The following is a 17086-nucleotide window of genomic DNA, read 5'->3' as shown; positions in this document are numbered from 1 at the left end:
CTGAGCAATATTCATATCGTCAACCAGCGAATTGTAGAGAGGTTGACGATGAAACAGCGTGCCGAGATCCTCGCCTACAGCGGGACGTTCATTGCCCTTATTGCCGCGGGAAGCTGGATTTCTATCCCTTTTTTCCCGGTGCCGCTGACGCTCCAGACGCTCTTTGTCATGCTTGCGGGCATCACGATGCGCCGGTATGCCGTCATCCCGGTCACGCTCTTCGTGCTCCTCGGCGCCCTCGGCCTTCCGGTGTTCCACAACGGGACGGCCGGGCTCGGCGTGCTGCTCGGGCCGACCGGCGGGTTTCTCATAGGGTTCATCTCCGCCGCAGTGGTCGCAGGTCTCGCCTACGAGCGGAAAAGCGAGTGTCTCCGTATAGCAGGGCTTGTTGCCGCGACCGGCACCGTATACCTCTTCGGGGTCTCCTGGCTCTCGTACTCCGCATCGCTCCCGCTCTTCTCGGCGGTGCTGCTCGGAATGGTGCCGTTCCTGCTCGGCGATATAATCAAACTCGCCGCAGCATACTCCATCGGGAAACGGGTCGCATGATCCGCTGTACCGGGGTGCGGCACCGCCGCCTCACCATCCCTTCGCTCGCCGCCAATGCCCGGCAGATCGCCGTTATCGGGCCGAACGGTGCCGGAAAGACGACGTTCCTCGGGCTCTGCGCGGGAATGGAGGAGCCCAACAAGGGCGAGGTTACGCTCTTTGGGAGAAAGCCGTCCGAGGTGCGGATCGGCTGGGTCGGCGAGTTTCCGGACAGGACGATGCTCTTCTCCCGGGTTTATGACGAGATAGCCTCGTCGCTCCGGTTCCGCCACGTCTCCTGCCGGGAGTCCGACACACGGGTGCACGAGACCGCAGCCCTGCTCGGCATTGAGGGGCTCCTTCCAAAAGCGACCGACGAACTCTCCGGCGGGGAGAAAGCGCTCGTCGCGTTTGCTGCAGCACTGGTTCACGACCCCGAAGTCCTCATTCTCGACGAGGTGGACTCGCATCTCGACGAGGAGGCAGGCCGCCGGGTCGCCGATGCGATCAAAAGCCGGCCGGGGGTATCGGTGATCGCCTGCACCCAGAATATGGATACGGCAGCAGAGGCGGATCTCCTGCTCTACATTGAAGAGGGGTGCATCCGCCATGCCGGAACGGCGGAGGAGGTCTTCGAACACCTCAAAGAAACCTGCTTTTATCCGGCGGTCTGGAGGGTGCGGGGATGCTGATCCGTGCGGACGACCTCGAACTCCGCCGCGGCTCGTTCACGCTCCGGGCAAACGCCTCGTTTACGGAAGGGGTGCACCTCGTGAGCGGCCCGGTCGGGAGCGGGAAGTCGACGCTGGCTCTCATCCTTGCGGGTCTTGAGAAACCCGAACGGGGCGGCCTGCACCGGGAGGGGGTGGCCTCGTCCCTGCTCTCCCTTCAGTTCCCGGAGTACCACGTCACCTGCGGCACAGTCGCCGCGGAGGTTCGTTCGTGGGGGCTCGACCCCGCCGAGATCCTCTCCAGGGCAAGGCTTTCGGGGAGGGATGACGACGACCCCCTGAGACTCAGCCGGGGCGAGCTCAAGAGGCTGAATCTTGCGTGTGCGTTTGCAAAGAATCCCGACCTGCTCCTCCTCGACGAGCCGTTCAGCTCGCTCGACTGTGCCGCAAAGGTGCGCGCATGCCGGGCGATCGAGGAGCGGCGAAGCGGCATCACCGTCATCTTCTCGCACGAACGTTCGGTGCTCCCCCGGGTGCGGACGATCTCCGAGATGGCGGGTGGAAGGCTCGTCTCCCGCGGAGAGGTTCCCGGCGCCATCCCGCTCTGGCAATCGGCGCCGCCGTACCTCCGTTACGCCCTCACGCTCGGCGTAAGACCGGCGAATATCACGCTCACCGATGTTAGGGAGGCGCTATGCGGGATCCGCGGCTGAGAATCCTCGCTACCGTAATGCTCTCCATCGCCGCATTCGCAAGCGTGGCCGGGGCGGCGGCGGCACTCCTCTGGTGGGCTCTCTTCACGCCACGGTTCTCGGCACTCCCGCACCCGAAGATGTTTGCGGGGGTGATCGTGATGATCGCGGCCTCCGCTGCTCTCTCCGCTCTCTCAGGCGGGGACGGGCTCTCCTACCTGATCCGGATGACGGCGATCCTCCTCATCGCCGCCTGGGCATACGCCGAGCGGCAGGACGGCGAACTCCTCGACGTCTCGGTCTGGCTCCTCGGCGACCGGCTCGGGTTCGATATCGGCCTCGTCGCGGAGATGGGCTTACAGAGCCTCCATATCATCGAGCACGACATACGCGAGGTCGGAAGGGCGATGACGATCAAGGGAATGCGGCCGTCGATCGGGACGATCGTCCCTCTGGCCTCGAATATCATCATCAACCAGCTTCGGCGCACGGAGGAGACGGCGAAACTGCTCACCGTCAGGGGATACCGGAACGGGGGGCATATCCACCCGAGATTCGAGCCCGGCCTTCGCGACGCGACTGCGGCAATTTTCGCCGTATTCATCGCAATTTTTGCATTCATTCCCGTTCGTGATGTTTTTATAGTTGTACAGTGAAGTTTTGAGAGGCTTTATTCCACATTCCCGAGCCCCGAGGTGTACTTTCGATGTATGCTGCCAATCCGAATACGATACTCATAACCGATACTACGCTCCGGGATGCGCACCAGTCTCTCATTGCGACAAGACTGCGGACGGAGGATATGCTTCCTCTTGCGCGTGCGATGGATACCGTAGGTTTTTTCTCCGTCGAAGCATGGGGCGGGGCGACCTTTGACAGCAGCATCAGGTTTCTGAACGAAGACCCCTGGGACCGCCTGCGTGAGCTCAAAGCAGTACTCCCCAACACACCGATCCAGATGCTCCTCCGCGGGCAGAACCTCGTCGGCTACCGGCACTATCCCGACGATGTCGTCGAGCGGTTCGTCTCGGCAGCGGCAGGGAACGGCGTCGATATCTTCCGGGTCTTCGATGCCTTGAACGACATCCGGAATATGAAGAAGGCGATGGAGGAGGTTAAGAACAACGGCTCCCACCTCCAGGGGGCAATCTCCTATACGACAAGTCCCGTGCACAGCACCGAGTCGTTCATCCGGCTGGCACGCGACCTCTACGCCCTTGACTGCGACTCTATCTGCATCAAGGATATGGCCGGGCTGATCACGCCGTCGGCGGCACGCGATCTCATCACCGGGATCAAGGCCGAGATGGATATCAAAGTCTGCCTCCACTCGCACTCGACGAGCGGTCTTGCTTCGCTCAGCTACCAGGCGGCTATCGAGGCCGGCGTCGATATCCTCGATACGGCGATGTCGCCCTTCGCCCTCGGCACCTCGCAGCCGCCGACCGAGAGCGTGGTCGCGTCCCTCGCAGGAACACCCCGGGATACCGGGATCGACCTCGTCGCTCTCCGGAAGGTGCGCAATCTCTGCGTCGATCTCCGGGAGAAGTACGGCGCTCTCATCGACCCTATCTCAGAGCGGGTCGACTCGGACGTGCTCATCTACCAGCTGCCGGGCGGCATGATCTCAAACCTCATCTCCCAGCTCAAGGAGCAGGACGCTCTCGACCGCCACGAGGAGTTGCTGGCGGAGGTTCCCCGGGTGCGAGAGGACCTCGGCTATCCCCCGCTCGTCACCCCGACAAGCCAGATCGTCGGCACCCAGGCGGTCATCAACGTTCTCCTCGGCGAACGCTACAAGAACGTCACCACGGAGGTGCGGGACTACGTCCGCGGCCTCTACGGTATGCCGCCGGCGCCTATCAGCGAGGAGATCCGACGCCATATCATCGGTGACGAGACGGTCGTCACCGTCAGGCCCGCCGATCTCCTCGAGCCGATATACGAGAAGATGAAGCAGCAGGCAGAGGAGGCAGGGCTCATCCGGAAAGAGGAGGATGTGCTGACCTACATCCTCTACCCGAGCATCGCCCCGTCGTTCCTGAAAGGAGAGCGAAAACCCGAGGTGATTCCAAAGCCCCAGCCCGAACCGTCGGGTGCGGCCGATTTCCCCGCCTCCATGGAGGTGGAGGTCGACGGCGAGATCTTCGCGGTGCGGATCATCTCGGTCGAGGGGAGCGCAGTCGAGACCCTGCCCGCCACCGTGGCCAAGGAGCAGATCCCACGCGGCAACGTCGCCGGCGGCGTGAAGAGCAATATGCAGGGCATGGTGCTGAAAGTCCCGGTGCAGCGCGGCGCAACGGTGAAGAAGGGAGATACCCTCATCATCCTCGAGGCGATGAAGATGGAGAACCCGATCCACAGCCCGCGTGACGGCAAGGTGACCGATATCTTCGTCGATGCCGGCGATGTCGTCCATAGCGGCGATGTACTGATGATCGTGGAGTAGCAATGTATCTCGCAGTACTCACAGAGGAGAGACTTCCGGGATGACATACTTCGATAAGATTCTGATCGCAAACCGCGGCGAGATAGCCATCCGGGTGATGCGGGCATGCCGTGAGCTCGGCATCGAGACGGTGGCGATCTACTCAAAGCCGGATAAAAATGCGCTTCACGTCAAGTATGCGGATGAAGCGTTCTGTGTCGGCGACGCCCACCCCTCGCAGAGTTACCTGAACATGGAGCGGATCTGCGATATCGCAGGGAAATCGGGTGCGGAAGCAATCCATCCCGGCTACGGATTCCTTGCTGAGAACTGCAGGTTTGCCGAGCTCTGCGAGAAGCAGGACATCATATTCATCGGGCCGTCTTCACGGACGATTCAGGCGATGGGCTCGAAGATCGGCAGCAAGCAGATGATGCGCGAAGCAGGCGTCCCTGTGCTGCCGGGCACCGAAGGGGGCGTCTCCGGTATCGAAGAGGCAAAGAGGATCGCCGCCGAGATCGGCTACCCCGTGATCGCCAAGGCGAGCGCCGGCGGCGGCGGTATCGGGATGCAGATCGTCGAGGACGAGGCGGGACTCGAGGAGGCTATCAACAAGGGCATGCGGATTGCAGAGTCGGCCTTCGGCGATGCGACCATCCTGATCGAGAAGTACCTCACGAAGCCCCGCCATATCGAGTTCCAGGTGCTCGCCGATAAGGACGGCGAGACGGTGCACCTCTACGACAGGGAATGCTCCATCCAGCGGCGGCACCAGAAACTCGTCGAAGAGGCGCCCTGCCCGATCATGACGCCGGAGCTCCGCGAGAAGATGGCCGCATCGGCCGTGACGGTGGCGAAGACCGCCGGGTATACGAACGCAGGCACGGTCGAGTTCCTCTACTCGAACGGGGAGTACTACTTCATGGAGATGAACACCCGGCTGCAGGTGGAGCATACCATCACCGAGTTCATCACCGGAATCGACCTCGTCAAGCAGCAGATCGCGATCGCGACGGGCGAACCGCTCGCCTTTGCCCAGGAGGATATCAGTATCCGCGGGCACGCGATCGAGTGCCGGATCAACGCCGAGGATCCGCTGAATAACTTCACCGCCGACCCCGGGAAGATCCTCCGCTACCGGTCTCCGGGCGGTCCCGGTATCCGGGTCGACTCAGGCATCCATATGGGGTATACCATCCCCGCTCACTACGACTCGATGATCTCGAAGCTCTGCGCCCACGGCTCGAACCGCAAGGAGGCGATCGAGCGGATGCGGCGGGCTATCTACGAGTACGTCATCCTCGGCGTGAAGACGACGCTGCCGCTCCACCACGCCATCATGAACAACCGCCACTTCGTCGCCGGGGATACGCACACCCATTTCCTGCAGGAAGAGCATATCATCAGGAGCCTGCGCCGCTACCTCCTCGAAGAGGAGACCCGGATGCAGACGCTCGCCGCCTCGCTCCGGCAGGGGAAAGAAGTCGCTGCAATTGCGGCGGCGGTGAACGTCTACATACAGAATACGAAAAAATAGAACTCCTTCTTTTTCCGCTCAAATCAGAAGGTTTATGTGTCCGAGCATCATTGTTATACTGCACGTCCGTGCTGCGGTGGCCTAGTCGGTTAGGGCGCCAGACTCATAGGGTTTTGAGAAAAAACGGAGCGTCCAGACCTGGGACATCTGGAAATCGTGGGTTCGGATCCCACCCGCAGCATTTCTTATTCACATTCAGATCTTTCAGCAAACGCTGATATCCTCTCTTCTGACGTCCGGGTCGCGAAAGAGCGCCTGATCCCACTCAAGGCAGCCTCTCGTCGGCAGGATCCAAGCGTCGCCTATCAAAGACGATACGTCCGGATGCGGGTCATATTCGGCACGCTCCAGAGAAACCCTTAAAAATGGCTCAAAAAGCCACAGAGACGCTGCGACGATGGTCATTCAGACCATCGCCCCGTCGCATCCTCGTGCTCCCTGCCAGGTGGAACCTGAGCGCCGATCATCATTACGAGAGCGATAACCGGTACAATCTCCAGCCGTCCTGCCCACATCACGATGATGAACAGCCACTTCGCAGCCGTGCTCATGGCCGGGCTGGCGTATCCCGTGCTGATGCCGACATTGGAGATGGCGGAGACGACCTCAAAGATAACATCGCCCGAGTCATAGCCGGCAGCCGGCCAGGTGTGAAGGAGAAGGAGTGTCGCAATCATCACCACCAGCATGAAGAGAATTGCGATGAGCAGGTTCTTCGAGACCTCGTACTCCGCCAGGTGCTCCTGGATCGGTTTACCGTCGTGCTGGAGCGAGACCCGTCCCCGCCAGCCGATGAAAAGCCGCCGGAACCACCACCGGAGCGTCTCGCCGGCAAGAATGATCCTGGCGAGCTTGATTCCGCCGGCCGTGCTCCCGGTCGATCCGCCGACGAGCATCAGGGCTGCGAGGAAGATGACCGTGACGCCCGGCCACTCAAACGGATTCGCGTTCTGGAACCCCGTGCAGGTGATCCCGCTTACTACCATAAAGATCCCCTGCCGCAGTGCAGGCAGGGGCGGGATGCCGGAGAATGCCACCAGATCGTACGTCACGACGGCGCAGCCGAGAAGAGTGAGGCCGAAGAGGAGGAGCGCCTGCTGGTCGTCGAGGATGCCGAACCGCCGCCGGTGGGCGAGGAGGTAGTAGAGCTTGAACGGCAGGGCGCCAGCGAGCATGATCGGGATGACGAGCATCTCAAGCAACGGACTATCATAGTAGAGAATACCTGTCGAGTGGACTGAAAAGCCCCCGGTCGAGATTGCTGTCATGGCAATATTCACCGCGTCCCAGAGCGGGATGCCGGAGACAAGGACAAGTCCCGTGCCGAGGAGCGTGAGCACCACGTAGATCTTCCACATCTGCATCCCGGTGGCCACGACACTCGGCAGGAACGTCTCGCTCCGCCCCTCGGACCGGTAGAGCCGGAACCGCGTCAGCCCGGACCGGCCGGCCATCGCCACTGTGAACGCGACGATCCCAAGGCCGCCCACCCACTGCATCAGCGACCGCCAGAAGAGGAGCGTGTGGGGAACAGCATCGACCGATACTATCATCGAGAGGCCCGTCGACGTCCAGCCCGACATCGCCTCGAAGACGGCGTCGGTATACGGCATCCCGAGCCCGAGAGTAAACGGCAGAGCACCGATGAGAGCGGCGGCGAGCCAGATCAGGGCAACCGCAGAGAGGGCGACGCTGATGCGCACCTCTCCCTCCGCCTGCGGGACGGATGCCAGGAAAAGGCCAAGGAGCATGAACACAAAGGGAACGGACGCCATCGGCAGGAGGCAGGCTGCCTCGTCGTACCAGAAACCGACCAGGAGCGGAAGACAGGCAAAGAGACCTATGAAGAGGAAGAGCTGCCCTATGTCGGAAGCGATGATAGCGAGCTGCCGGTAGCGTATCGTCGCCGGAAACCGTCCGCCGGCGCGAGCAGGAGGCGGGGTATGGGTTGATCGGTGCATACAGGGCACCTGGTGCGGAGATCGGTAAGGCGACGTTCCGCACCGACACTCTCCATCGTGTGAGATATCAAGGTGTTGGTCGATCTCCGATAAGTGCAGGGGCAGCAGCTCCCTCCCAAAATTCAGCATAGCCCACCGGAGAACCGGCCAGGGGATGGCCGTCCGCGCCGTCGAGCACGAGACCTGCTCGTGCCGGCTCAAGTGCCGCGACCGCTCCGGCAGGATCTACTACGTCCCGTGCAACCATGATGCGGTCAGGATCTCGAGTTCCCAGGCGGACGGCGTGCCGGCGCCCGGGTGAGGGGGACGCCCCCCCGCTCTTATGATCTTAAGGCTAACTGCTCATTCCAGCAGGGTTTTTGCTGAAATACATAGTAACCGGGGAGATAATCTGCCGTACGGATGTGCCATAAAGATGCCGGAGAATGCTTTATCATGACAAATGCGCAAGATTCAGATAATCTGCGAATACCGGATCTCATCTGAAACACACCTCAGCCACCAAAAGTACGGGGGAGTATTCATCTTCCCACGAATTATGCCCGCGCACACATCAATGCCTGTGACTCTGTCACGCCGACGCTCCCGCATGATACGTGAAGAGATGCCTCACTTTTCCGGAGGGCGACTATGAACGAAGACTTCCAGTCCGGCAGCATGGTTCTGGCGCTCGGCAAGGTCGCCGCAATCACGCTCCTCTTGATGAGCGTCTTCCAGTTCGGCAAGGCGTATCTCTACCCGAACATCTCCATCACGGAGACGCATATCACCACCATCGCGTTCACCACCCTGCTGGCCGTATTCGCCGCGTACTTCGTCTTTCGCACCCAGCAAAAGCTCCTCACCGCGATGACGGTCGAAGTGCGCGAACGGAGGAGGGCCGAAGAAGCCCTCATCCGGAAGAGCGAGGAACTCGAAGCGGCACGCAACGAGGCGAACATGTACCTCGACATCATGACCCACGACGTCCGGAACGCAAACAACGTCTCGAGCATGTACGCCGACCTCCTCGTCGATCTTGCGGACGGAGACCTGAAGGCCTATGTCGAGAAACTCCACGACAGCATCGGGCGGAGCAGCGAGATACTCATGAATGTCGCCACCATCCGGCGGGCTTCCGAGGAATCCAGTCGCCTGGTGCCGGTGAACCTCGATGCGGTCATCAGGAACGAGATCAGGAACTTCCCCGATGCAACGATCCGGTATATCGATCCTCCGGTCAGTGTGCTGGCGGACGGCCTCCTGCCGACCGTCCTCACGAACCTCGTCGGCAATGCCGTAAAACACGGCGGCTCCGGTGTCGAGATCACCATCCGGGTCGAAAAGCATGACCGTGAGGTGATGATCTCAGTCGAAGACACCGGTCCGGGTATTCCGGATGAGATCAAGAGGAAACTCTTCACCCGGTTCGAACGAGGCAGAGCCTCGGGACGCGGGGAAGGCCTCGGGCTCTTCATCGTCCGGACGCTCGTCGAGCGCTACGGCGGGAAGATCTGGATCGAGGATCGGGTACCGGGTGCCCCCGAGAAAGGGGCGGCGTTCAAATTCACGCTCCGGAAGGCGGATCACGCCTGAGCGGATCCGCCGGTACGCGCGCAGATGAACGGCAGTACGTCGCCCTGCAGAGACGCCGCGCACGGGCATATCCTGCCGACCGTCACTCTATCGACACTCTTGTAAGCCGGGCGGGAATGCGAGCGTCTCGTGGGTGAGGTCGAGACCGAGCGTGGCATGGCCGGCGGGGAGACCGCCGCAAGTAGCCAGGCGCAGGTGAGACGAACCGCGATATCGTCAGGCAGCTCGACCGGGGGCGGGTCGAGTCCCGGGCGATCCGGGAGTTCCTCCGGCGCCGCGATCTGGCGTGAGAGGGAAACACCCCTCTCCCCGTCCTGAAAGAAGGCTATTTTTTGGGTATTTCCCGGTTTTAACGGCGAGATCAGAGGGTGGATTCCGGCGGAAATGTAATCCTAAGTATATTAGCCCGATTGTAGAAATACGGCAGATTCATCGAGGTATAATGCCCCATATGCGGGACAGTAATTTCCAGAGGATGGATGCCCTACCTCGCCTCGAGATCGGCCGTCTGGGGGCTTCTGTGAGGGTGGTTTTTCCGGCGGATTTGGCCGGAATTACGGGTATGTAAGGAGTGCTTTACCGAAATGACAGCCTTGATGCATGCCCGGGCTTGAGCCGGTGATGCGAACGGCGGTCAGAGAGCAGCCGTCACGCTGCGAGGCCTCGCCGGGCGAGTGAGGGCGTCCGGGGTACCGAACACCGAAAAGAACCGGGGCAGTTGTTCCGAAGCGAGCAGCGCGAACGAGGGATCTCGCCCGATCGTCCGATGGTTTACATCCGGCTCTTCGCACTCATACATCGGGTTACAGATAGCTCAGAAAAATCGGATCCTTGTCAACAGGCAAGCACTTTTCATTAACACCTGAAGGTCGACCTGAGCAGACCAAGAGAGCTATTGTTATTACAACCTATGGGTAAGTCATTGGTACCGTTTTAATAGGAGTCCCCACACCAGATGCCAGCGCCCCCAGAAACTCCACGGAAGAAGCCTGAACCCGATAGACGGGATGTGGTTCCACAGGACATCCCTGCAAAGGCAAAACGGCCTGTCGATGAGCGGATCAGCGAGCTCCAGGCAGAGATCGATGCGCTTTTGCAGGAGAATAACGAGCTCAGGCTGGCTGATACCGAACATAAGAAAGACGAGGAGGCGCTGCGCCGGGAGAACGAGAGAGTCGGTGCCATCCTGTCCGCGCTCGATACCGGACAGTCCCTTGTCGAACCGGATATGACGATCGTCTGGGTCAACCAGAAAGCCCGCGAGTTTTTCCCCGAATACGAGCCCATCGGGCAGAAATGTCACCGCCTCTTCGAAGGCCTGAGCGAACCGTGCGAGGTCTGTGCGGCACGGGCTGCCTTCTCGACGGGCGAGGTCACGAGAATCGAGAAGTTCGTCCCGTACCGTGGGCGCTGGTTCGACATTGTAGCCCAGCCCATCAAAGATGGATCCGGAGAAGTCGTCCGGGTTCTGGAGAGCTTCACCGACATCACCGAGCGCAAGCACGTGGAAGAAGCCTTGCGGGAGAGCGAAGCGAAGTACCGGACCCTGGTGGAGACCGCTCTCGACATCGTCCTCATCCACGACGGCGATAGAATCCTCTACATCAATCCGACCGGGGTGACCCTTCTCGGCGCACCCAGTCCGGACGAGATCCTGGGGAGAAAGGTCCTCGAGATCGTTCATCCCGACTTCCGCGACCGTGTCCGGGAGAACTATACTAAGGATCTCCGGGGCGAACCCTCGCCGGCCGCCCAGTTCCAGATCCTCCGGCTGGATGGAACCTCCTTCTGGGTGGAGGGAAAAGGAGTCAGGACTTCCATTGCCGGCACCCCCGTCGTCCAGGTGATCATGCGGGACATCACCGAGAGAAAGCAGGCCGAAGATGCCCTCCGGGAGAGCCAGGCGGCGCTGGAGAAAGCCCAGAAGATGACCCATATCGGGAACTGGATCTGGGACCTGCGGACGAACAGAACAGTCGTTTCCCGCGAACTTGTCCGCATCTATGGTGTTGATACGTATGGTCCCGAGGCAGACAACAGCGTGTTCCAGAATTCGACCCACCCCGATGACCGGAAAATGGTCGAAGAGGCCGTCCGGCGGGCGATAGCTGAACAAACCAAATTGAGCGTGGATTGCCGCATCATCCGCCCGGATGGAGAGGTGCGGTTCATCCATTCCGAGGGGGAAGTCGTGCTGGACGACGCAGGCCACCCGATCCAGTTCTTCGGCACCGATCAGGATATTACCGAGCGCAAACATGCGGAAGAGGCACTGCGGGAGAGCGAAGAGAAGTACCGGAACCTCGTAGAACTCGCACCTGAGCCAATCGCGGTCCACCGCCAGGGCGTACTGGTCTACGTCAATGCCCCCTGTGTTGCGCTCTTTGGTGGAGAAAAGCGGGAGGATCTCGTCGGAAAGCCAATCCTCCAGTTTGTCCATCCGGACAACCATGAATTAGTGAGAGAACGTATCCGCCAGGTGGCGGAGACAGGGGCAACCGTGCCCAGGATCGCAGAGAAGTTTATGAAGCTCGACGGTCAGGTTGTGGATGTCGAGGTTGTCGCTACCCCAATAACGTTCGAAAACCTTCCTTCAATAATGGTATTCTTCCGGGACATCACCGAGCGCAAACATGCGGAAGAGGCACTGCGGCACCAGGCGGAGATGTTCCAGCGGCTCATCGATACGATCCCGGCGATGGTTGCCATCTTCGATCCGAAACTCCAGGAGTTCCGGTTCAACAGGGCGTTCCGGGAGATCCTGGGCTGGACCGAGGAGGATGCCGCAAAAGGCGACTTCATGGCCCTGGCCTATCCCGACCCGGAGTACCGGGCAGAAGTCTCTGCATTCATGCGGTCGCTCGAACCGGTCTGGCGGGACTGGAAGACAACGGCGAAAGATGGCAGTATCGTCGAGAGTTCCTGGGCAAACATCGGCCTCTCGGATGATACCCTGATCGGCATCGGCGTCGATATTCGTGAGCGCAAGCGGGCAGAAGAGGCAGTGCGGGAGAGCCGGGCGAAGCTGGAGGCGGCTCTCGCGAGCATGACCGATGCCGTCTTTATATCGGATGCAGAGGGCCGGTTCATCGAGTTCAACGATGCTTTTTCGACATTCCACAGGTTTGGGAACAAGAGCGAATGCTACAGGACGCTGGCCGAGTACCCCGATTATATCGACGTGTATTTTGCCGACGGAACTCCCACACCGCTCGATATGTGGGCGGTACCCAGGGCATTGCGGGGCGAGACGGGTACGAACGAGGTGTATATACTGCAACGCAAAGACACAGGCGAAACCTGGGTCGGAAGTTACAGTTTCGCCCCCATCCGCGACAAAGACGGCAGGATCGTCGGATCCGTCATAGTGGCGAGAGACATCACCGAGCAGAAGCTTGCCGAAGACGCCCTCGTACGCCACACGGAAGACCTCACCCGGCTTCACAACGACCTCGAAGTCGCAAACCGGGAGGCGAACCTGTATCTCGACATCCTCACCCACGACATCGGCAACACCGAGAACGTCTCGAACCTCTACGCCGACCTCTTGATCGAGACGCTCGACGGCGAAGCCGCCGGATACATGAAGAAACTGCAGCGCAGTATCCAGAAGAGCATCGAGATCCTGGGCACTGTCTCAACTATTCGCCGGATTCATCGGACAACGACCGAACTCAAGCCGATAGACCTTGAGGCAGCAGTCCGAGTGGTGATGGAAGACTATCCCGCCAGCACCTTCCTCTATTCTGGAACAGACCACCAGGTTGAGGCAGACGACCTTCTCCCTGTAGTCTTCAACAACCTGATCGGCAATGCCGTCAAGTTCGGCGGTCCTGATGTCACGATCGCTGTTGCGGTTGAAGAGGACGATGGGTTCGTCCGGGTGTCGGTCGAGGATACCGGGCCGGGCGTGCCGGACGACGAAAAGGAGGAGATCTTCCACCTCTACGAGATGAAGAAGCGGGGCGTCGGCGAGGGGCTGGGACTCTATCTCGTGCAGATACTCGTCGAGCGCTACGGCGGGAAGGTCTGGGTCGATGACCGGGTGCCGGGCACCCCCGAGAAAGGGGCGGCGTTCAAATTCACGCTCAGGAAAACCACGTAGAAAAGCCGATATTTCGGCAGACAGTCTTGCTATGTGATTCCCGTGCGCTCTTGAGTCGTGCGGCGGATCCTGTGATCGGTGCCGGGCTCTCCTGTGCAAGGAAGATCTGCCCGGCACCGATCCAAAGGTTTTCCCTCACTTCTCGGATGCGCCAGGAGAACTATTCCAGATATCCCATACGTTCTTCCAGCCTTCGGCCGTGCGCTTCCACACAACCACGTATTTGATCTTCTGCTCGGCAGGCGTCCCGCCCTGAGTGCTTACCTTGAGGATACCCGTGCCCATCTCATGGCGATACTCGCCGCTCCCTGATAGTTCAACCGTGGCCAACGTCGCTTCTTTCACGCCTGACGCCATGACCGTCCGCCAGAACTCCTCAATAGCCCGCTTCCCCCTGACCATCTCCGCATCGGGAGGGAAGATGACCGCATCATCGGCAAATCCGGATGCCGTTATCGAGGCGTCACCCCTCATGAAACCTTCAGAAAATCGCGTATTCGCCTCTTCGATGGCTTTTCGGGCTTCATCAACCAAACCAGTTTGTTGCATACTACCCATCTCCTTTCCATTCTGCTCTTTAGGGCTGCCCCTCGCCCCGGGGCTGCGGCTCCACTATGCCTCTAACGATATGAAACTGCCTACTCGAGAGCAATAGGAGAGTCGATCTCGACGTGTCCGGAGTCGCTCAGCCCGCACGCAGTGCCGTCGACCCATTCATCACCGGCCACAGGGCGTACTCGAAGGGGGCGGATGCAGATCTCAAAGGCCGGAGCGATGAAAAATTGCGTCCGGAGGCCGACGTATGCGAGCGTCCCGTGCTTGCTCCCTTCTGCAGTTGCACCACCTATATCAGCAGATCCCGTCGACTTGTCCTCACGATTTCGGTGTTTGCCATGATTCTATCACATTCTTCAGCGATCCGGCCGGCACTCCCCGGAGAGGCGTGTCCTTTCCCATGCAGCCGGCATGATGGCGAGGGCTTTGCGACATCCCGGATCTGGACCGAGGCAGGGTTCCTCCCTCCGCGGATCCACCGGTGCATCGTCGATCTGCTGCACTGCAGCATGATGGAGGACGAGATCGATGAGAAGACTATTGCCCTGCTCGTATCGCGGTACCTGGGGATCTTCGGCTACGGAGGTGACTACACCATCCACGATCCGGTCCTTCTCCGGCGGTTCGCCGCCGAGTACGGCCTTCCCACCGACCGGCGAAGCGATGAGGCGATCGCCCGGGACGTAACGATGGCCGTCATCGGCGAATACGGGGCGGGAAACCAGCAATGAGATCGCCGTTCGAACTGCTCGCGGATGCCATCGCCTCGCGCCCGTTTGCCGTCGCGGGCATCTTCGCCTTCGTCTTCATCGTCGCGCTCTTCGGCATGACGATGGTCTCGATGGAGACCGGCGACGGCACTTACGTCGACAAAACCACCTCGCGGGGCGCCCTGCTCAACCACTACAAGGAAACCTACGGCTCCGATGCCATCATGATCATCTTCGAGGCCGATGATGTCATCAGTCCCGACGTCCTCGCCTATATCGATTTTCTCGAAGAGGATATCCGAAACGAGCGCTACATAGCGGGCGTCTCGGGCATCGTGACCCTGATGAAGGGCGCTAACGGCGGAGCGGTGCCGTCGTCCCGGGCGGAGATCACGGAGATCGAAGCGACCGTGCCCGAGGACCTGCGCATGCGCTACATGCCGTCCCAGCTGATGACCATTACCGCGATCACGCTTGAACCTGGCGTCTCGAGCGCCGCTCAGGGCCAGGTGCTCGCCGGGATCGATTCGCTCATCAGCATCTCCAATCCGCCGCCGGGCGTCAGCGTGACGGTCTCCGGCAGCCCCGCGTTCCAGGTGGAGATGCGGCAGGAGATGGGTTCGTCGATGGGAATGCTGATCGCAGGTGCCATGCTCCTCATGGTGCTCGCCGTGATGCTGCTCTTCTCCCACGTCCGCTACCGCCTGTTGTCGGTAGCCGTCGTCGCGGTAGGGCTGATCCTGACCTTCGGGGTCATGGGTCTCTTCGGGATTCCCATCAGCATGACGGTGATCGCCGCCTTCCCGGTGCTCATCGGGATCGGGATCGACTACGCCATCCAGTTCCACTCCCGGCTCGACGAATGCGCTCAGCAGATGCCACTTCCCGCAGCGGTCAGGGCGGCGGTCACGAACGCTGGTCCTTCCATCCTCATCGCGATGGGAGCGACCTCGATGGGCTTTATCGCCATGTTCCTCGCGCCGGTGCCGATGGTGGCCGATTTCGGCGTCACCTGCACCATCGGGGTGGTCTGCTGCTACCTCGCGGCCCTCGTCATCGTGCCGACCTTCGCCCTTATCATGCAGTACCGGCCGAAAGCCCATACCGGCGTACTCGACGACGTCGCCTCCTGCGAGCTCGACTGGAAGGGCTGCGAGACGGTGCCGCCGCACGCGGAGGGGACTCGCGGGTCACTCATCGAACGCTACGACGCGATGCTCGGCAAACTTGCCTACACGGTAGCAAAGCATCCTATCCCGGTTATTCTGCTCTTCTGCGTCGTGGCGGCAGTGGGCTTCCAGCTTGACACCCGTGTCCCCATCAACGCCGACGAGGAGACCTTCGTCCCCTCGGAGATGCCGGCGCTGCTCGATATGAAGAAGATCACCCGCACGATGGGCGCCACCTCGAGCATCCCCGTCGTCATCGCCGCGGACGACGTCCTCGACCCCGAGGTGCTCAGCTGGATTCACGATTTCGGGGCGTACGAACAAAGCGACGAGAAGATCACCGGCGTTACCAGCATAGCCACTCTCATTGCGCAGTATAACGGCGGGTCTCTCCCGACGACGAAACAGGAGATTGCTGCGGTCGTCGACCGCATCCCGGAGGAGTCGAAGAACCGCTACCTGAACGGGAATATGGAGGCGGTGCTGCAGTTTACGACGGTGGAGATGGAAATGGATGCCTCCCGCTCGCTCGTGCAGGATATCGAAAAGGATATCGGCTGGTTCCAGCCTCCCGCAGGAGTCCACGGACAGGTCACGGGCACCCTCGAGATGTTTGCAGGGCTGATGGACGATATCAAGGAGTCCAAGACCGGGATGACCGTGCTCGGCTTTGCGTTCATCCTCGGCTTTCTGCTGCTTATCTACCGGAAGATCAACGCAGTCTCGCCCCTCATCCCGATCGTCCTGATCGTGGGGTGGAACGGGGCGATCATGTACCTGCTCGGGATCGATTATACACCCCTGACCGCCGTGCTCGGCTCGATGACGATCGGCGTCGCCTCGGAGTACACCATCCTGATCATGGAGCGATGCGAGGAGGAACTTGCACGGGGGATGGAGATCTCGACGGCGATCCAGACTGCCGTCCAGAAGATCGGCACTGCAATCACGGTCTCGGGCATGACCACGGTCTTCGGCTTCTCGGCGCTGATCCTCTCGTCTTTCAACATCATCTCGAACTTCGGGGTCGTGACGGTGATCACCGTCGGCTTCTCGCTCGTGGGCGCGATCTTCGTCATGCCGGCCGTGCTCTCGCTTATGTACCACCTCGCCGCGAAGCGGGATGCGGGCGCGGAGCAGGGATCGGCGGCCTGA

General features: G+C 60.7%; 14 protein-coding genes and 1 tRNA gene. 13 read left to right on the top strand and 2 right to left on the bottom strand.

Annotated features, from left to right (window positions below; all coding sequences use genetic code 11):
• Positions 1–48 precede the first annotated feature (48 nt).
• The 7 genes from ABH15_RS08325 (at position 49) to ABH15_RS08295 (ending at position 6037) form a co-directional block, all read left to right on the top strand.
• A complete protein-coding gene (locus ABH15_RS08325) occupies positions 49–549 on the top strand; it encodes a biotin transporter BioY (protein ID WP_128694333.1) in 501 nt (166 codons plus the stop codon).
• Positions 546–1220, top strand: a complete 675-nt coding sequence (locus ABH15_RS08320) for an ATP-binding cassette domain-containing protein (RefSeq protein ID WP_128693886.1) — start codon at positions 546–548, stop codon at positions 1218–1220. The genes ABH15_RS08325 and ABH15_RS08320 overlap by 4 nt, the downstream gene beginning before the upstream one ends.
• Complete coding sequence (locus tag ABH15_RS08315; protein ID WP_128693885.1) at positions 1214–1912, top strand: ATP-binding cassette domain-containing protein; 699 nt, start codon at positions 1214–1216, stop codon at positions 1910–1912. The genes ABH15_RS08320 and ABH15_RS08315 overlap by 7 nt, the downstream gene beginning before the upstream one ends.
• Positions 1894–2547 (top strand): hypothetical protein, encoded by a 654-nt coding sequence (locus ABH15_RS08310; RefSeq protein WP_128693884.1) that lies wholly within the window; start codon positions 1894–1896, stop codon positions 2545–2547. The genes ABH15_RS08315 and ABH15_RS08310 overlap by 19 nt, the downstream gene beginning before the upstream one ends.
• Positions 2548–2597: 50 nt before the next feature.
• Positions 2598–4340 (top strand): sodium-extruding oxaloacetate decarboxylase subunit alpha, encoded by a 1743-nt coding sequence (oadA, locus tag ABH15_RS08305; protein ID WP_128693883.1) that lies wholly within the window; start codon positions 2598–2600, stop codon positions 4338–4340.
• Positions 4341–4380: 40 nt separating this feature from the next.
• Positions 4381–5856 carry an acetyl-CoA carboxylase biotin carboxylase subunit gene (locus tag ABH15_RS08300; protein WP_128693882.1) on the top strand — a complete coding sequence of 492 codons (1476 nt, stop codon included), beginning with the start codon at positions 4381–4383 and terminating at the stop codon, positions 5854–5856.
• Between the two features lie 70 nt (positions 5857–5926).
• Positions 5927–6037 (top strand) — tRNA-Met (locus ABH15_RS08295).
• Between the two features lie 220 nt (positions 6038–6257).
• Here the strand turns inward: ABH15_RS08295 and ABH15_RS08290 are convergent.
• Complete coding sequence (locus ABH15_RS08290; RefSeq protein WP_128693881.1) at positions 6258–7817, bottom strand: TrkH family potassium uptake protein; 1560 nt, start codon at positions 7815–7817, stop codon at positions 6258–6260.
• A gap of 154 nt (positions 7818–7971) precedes the next feature.
• On the opposite strand from ABH15_RS08290, the gene ABH15_RS13620 reads away from it, so the two are divergent.
• The 4 genes from ABH15_RS13620 (at position 7972) to ABH15_RS08275 (ending at position 13497) form a co-directional block, all read left to right on the top strand.
• Positions 7972–8118 carry a hypothetical protein gene (locus ABH15_RS13620; protein ID WP_164913680.1) on the top strand — a complete coding sequence of 49 codons (147 nt, stop codon included), beginning with the start codon at positions 7972–7974 and terminating at the stop codon, positions 8116–8118.
• 329 nt (positions 8119–8447) lie between these two features.
• Positions 8448–9392 (top strand): sensor histidine kinase, encoded by a 945-nt coding sequence (locus ABH15_RS08285; protein ID WP_128693880.1) that lies wholly within the window; start codon positions 8448–8450, stop codon positions 9390–9392.
• 129 nt (positions 9393–9521) lie between these two features.
• On the top strand, positions 9522–9710 hold the full coding sequence (locus tag ABH15_RS08280) for a hypothetical protein (RefSeq protein ID WP_128693879.1): 189 nt from the start codon (positions 9522–9524) through the stop codon (positions 9708–9710).
• A gap of 691 nt (positions 9711–10401) precedes the next feature.
• The gene (locus ABH15_RS08275) at positions 10402–13497 is read left to right on the top strand and encodes a PAS domain S-box protein (RefSeq protein ID WP_164913679.1); all 3096 of its coding nucleotides are present in this window, start codon (positions 10402–10404) and stop codon (positions 13495–13497) included.
• A 135-nt stretch (positions 13498–13632) separates the two neighbouring features.
• On the opposite strand, the gene ABH15_RS08270 is transcribed toward ABH15_RS08275, so the two are convergent.
• Positions 13633–14046, bottom strand: a complete 414-nt coding sequence (locus ABH15_RS08270) for a YybH family protein (RefSeq protein WP_164913678.1) — start codon at positions 14044–14046, stop codon at positions 13633–13635.
• A 344-nt stretch (positions 14047–14390) separates the two neighbouring features.
• On the opposite strand from ABH15_RS08270, the gene ABH15_RS08265 reads away from it, so the two are divergent.
• Both ABH15_RS08265 and ABH15_RS08260 read left to right on the top strand, forming a co-directional pair.
• Positions 14391–14783, top strand: coding sequence for a hypothetical protein (locus ABH15_RS08265; protein ID WP_128693876.1), 393 nt, complete (start codon positions 14391–14393; stop codon positions 14781–14783).
• Complete coding sequence (locus tag ABH15_RS08260) at positions 14780–17086, top strand: efflux RND transporter permease subunit (RefSeq protein WP_128693875.1); 2307 nt, start codon at positions 14780–14782, stop codon at positions 17084–17086. The genes ABH15_RS08265 and ABH15_RS08260 overlap by 4 nt, the downstream gene beginning before the upstream one ends.

The organism is Methanoculleus taiwanensis (assembly GCF_004102725.1).
In the GTDB taxonomy this organism is placed as follows: Archaea; Halobacteriota; Methanomicrobia; order Methanomicrobiales; family Methanoculleaceae; genus Methanoculleus_A; species Methanoculleus_A taiwanensis.
The sequence above is the reverse complement of the archived record's forward strand: the minus strand, read 5'-3'. Positions and strand labels throughout refer to the sequence as shown.

Coding starts and splice junctions, on each gene's coding strand:
- ABH15_RS08325 (WP_128694333.1), top strand. CDS start 49: ATGAAACAGCGTGCCGAGATCCTCGCCTACAGCGGGACGTTCATTGCC.
- ABH15_RS08320 (WP_128693886.1), top strand. CDS start 546: ATGATCCGCTGTACCGGGGTGCGGCACCGCCGCCTCACCATCCCTTCG.
- ABH15_RS08315 (WP_128693885.1), top strand. CDS start 1,214: ATGCTGATCCGTGCGGACGACCTCGAACTCCGCCGCGGCTCGTTCACG.
- ABH15_RS08310 (WP_128693884.1), top strand. CDS start 1,894: ATGCGGGATCCGCGGCTGAGAATCCTCGCTACCGTAATGCTCTCCATC.
- oadA (WP_128693883.1), top strand. CDS start 2,598: ATGTATGCTGCCAATCCGAATACGATACTCATAACCGATACTACGCTC.
- ABH15_RS08300 (WP_128693882.1), top strand. CDS start 4,381: ATGACATACTTCGATAAGATTCTGATCGCAAACCGCGGCGAGATAGCC.
- ABH15_RS08290 (WP_128693881.1), bottom strand. CDS start 7,817: ATGCACCGATCAACCCATACCCCGCCTCCTGCTCGCGCCGGCGGACGG.
- ABH15_RS13620 (WP_164913680.1), top strand. CDS start 7,972: ATGGCCGTCCGCGCCGTCGAGCACGAGACCTGCTCGTGCCGGCTCAAG.
- ABH15_RS08285 (WP_128693880.1), top strand. CDS start 8,448: ATGAACGAAGACTTCCAGTCCGGCAGCATGGTTCTGGCGCTCGGCAAG.
- ABH15_RS08270 (WP_164913678.1), bottom strand. CDS start 14,046: ATGCAACAAACTGGTTTGGTTGATGAAGCCCGAAAAGCCATCGAAGAG.
- ABH15_RS08265 (WP_128693876.1), top strand. CDS start 14,391: ATGATTCTATCACATTCTTCAGCGATCCGGCCGGCACTCCCCGGAGAG.
- ABH15_RS08260 (WP_128693875.1), top strand. CDS start 14,780: ATGAGATCGCCGTTCGAACTGCTCGCGGATGCCATCGCCTCGCGCCCG.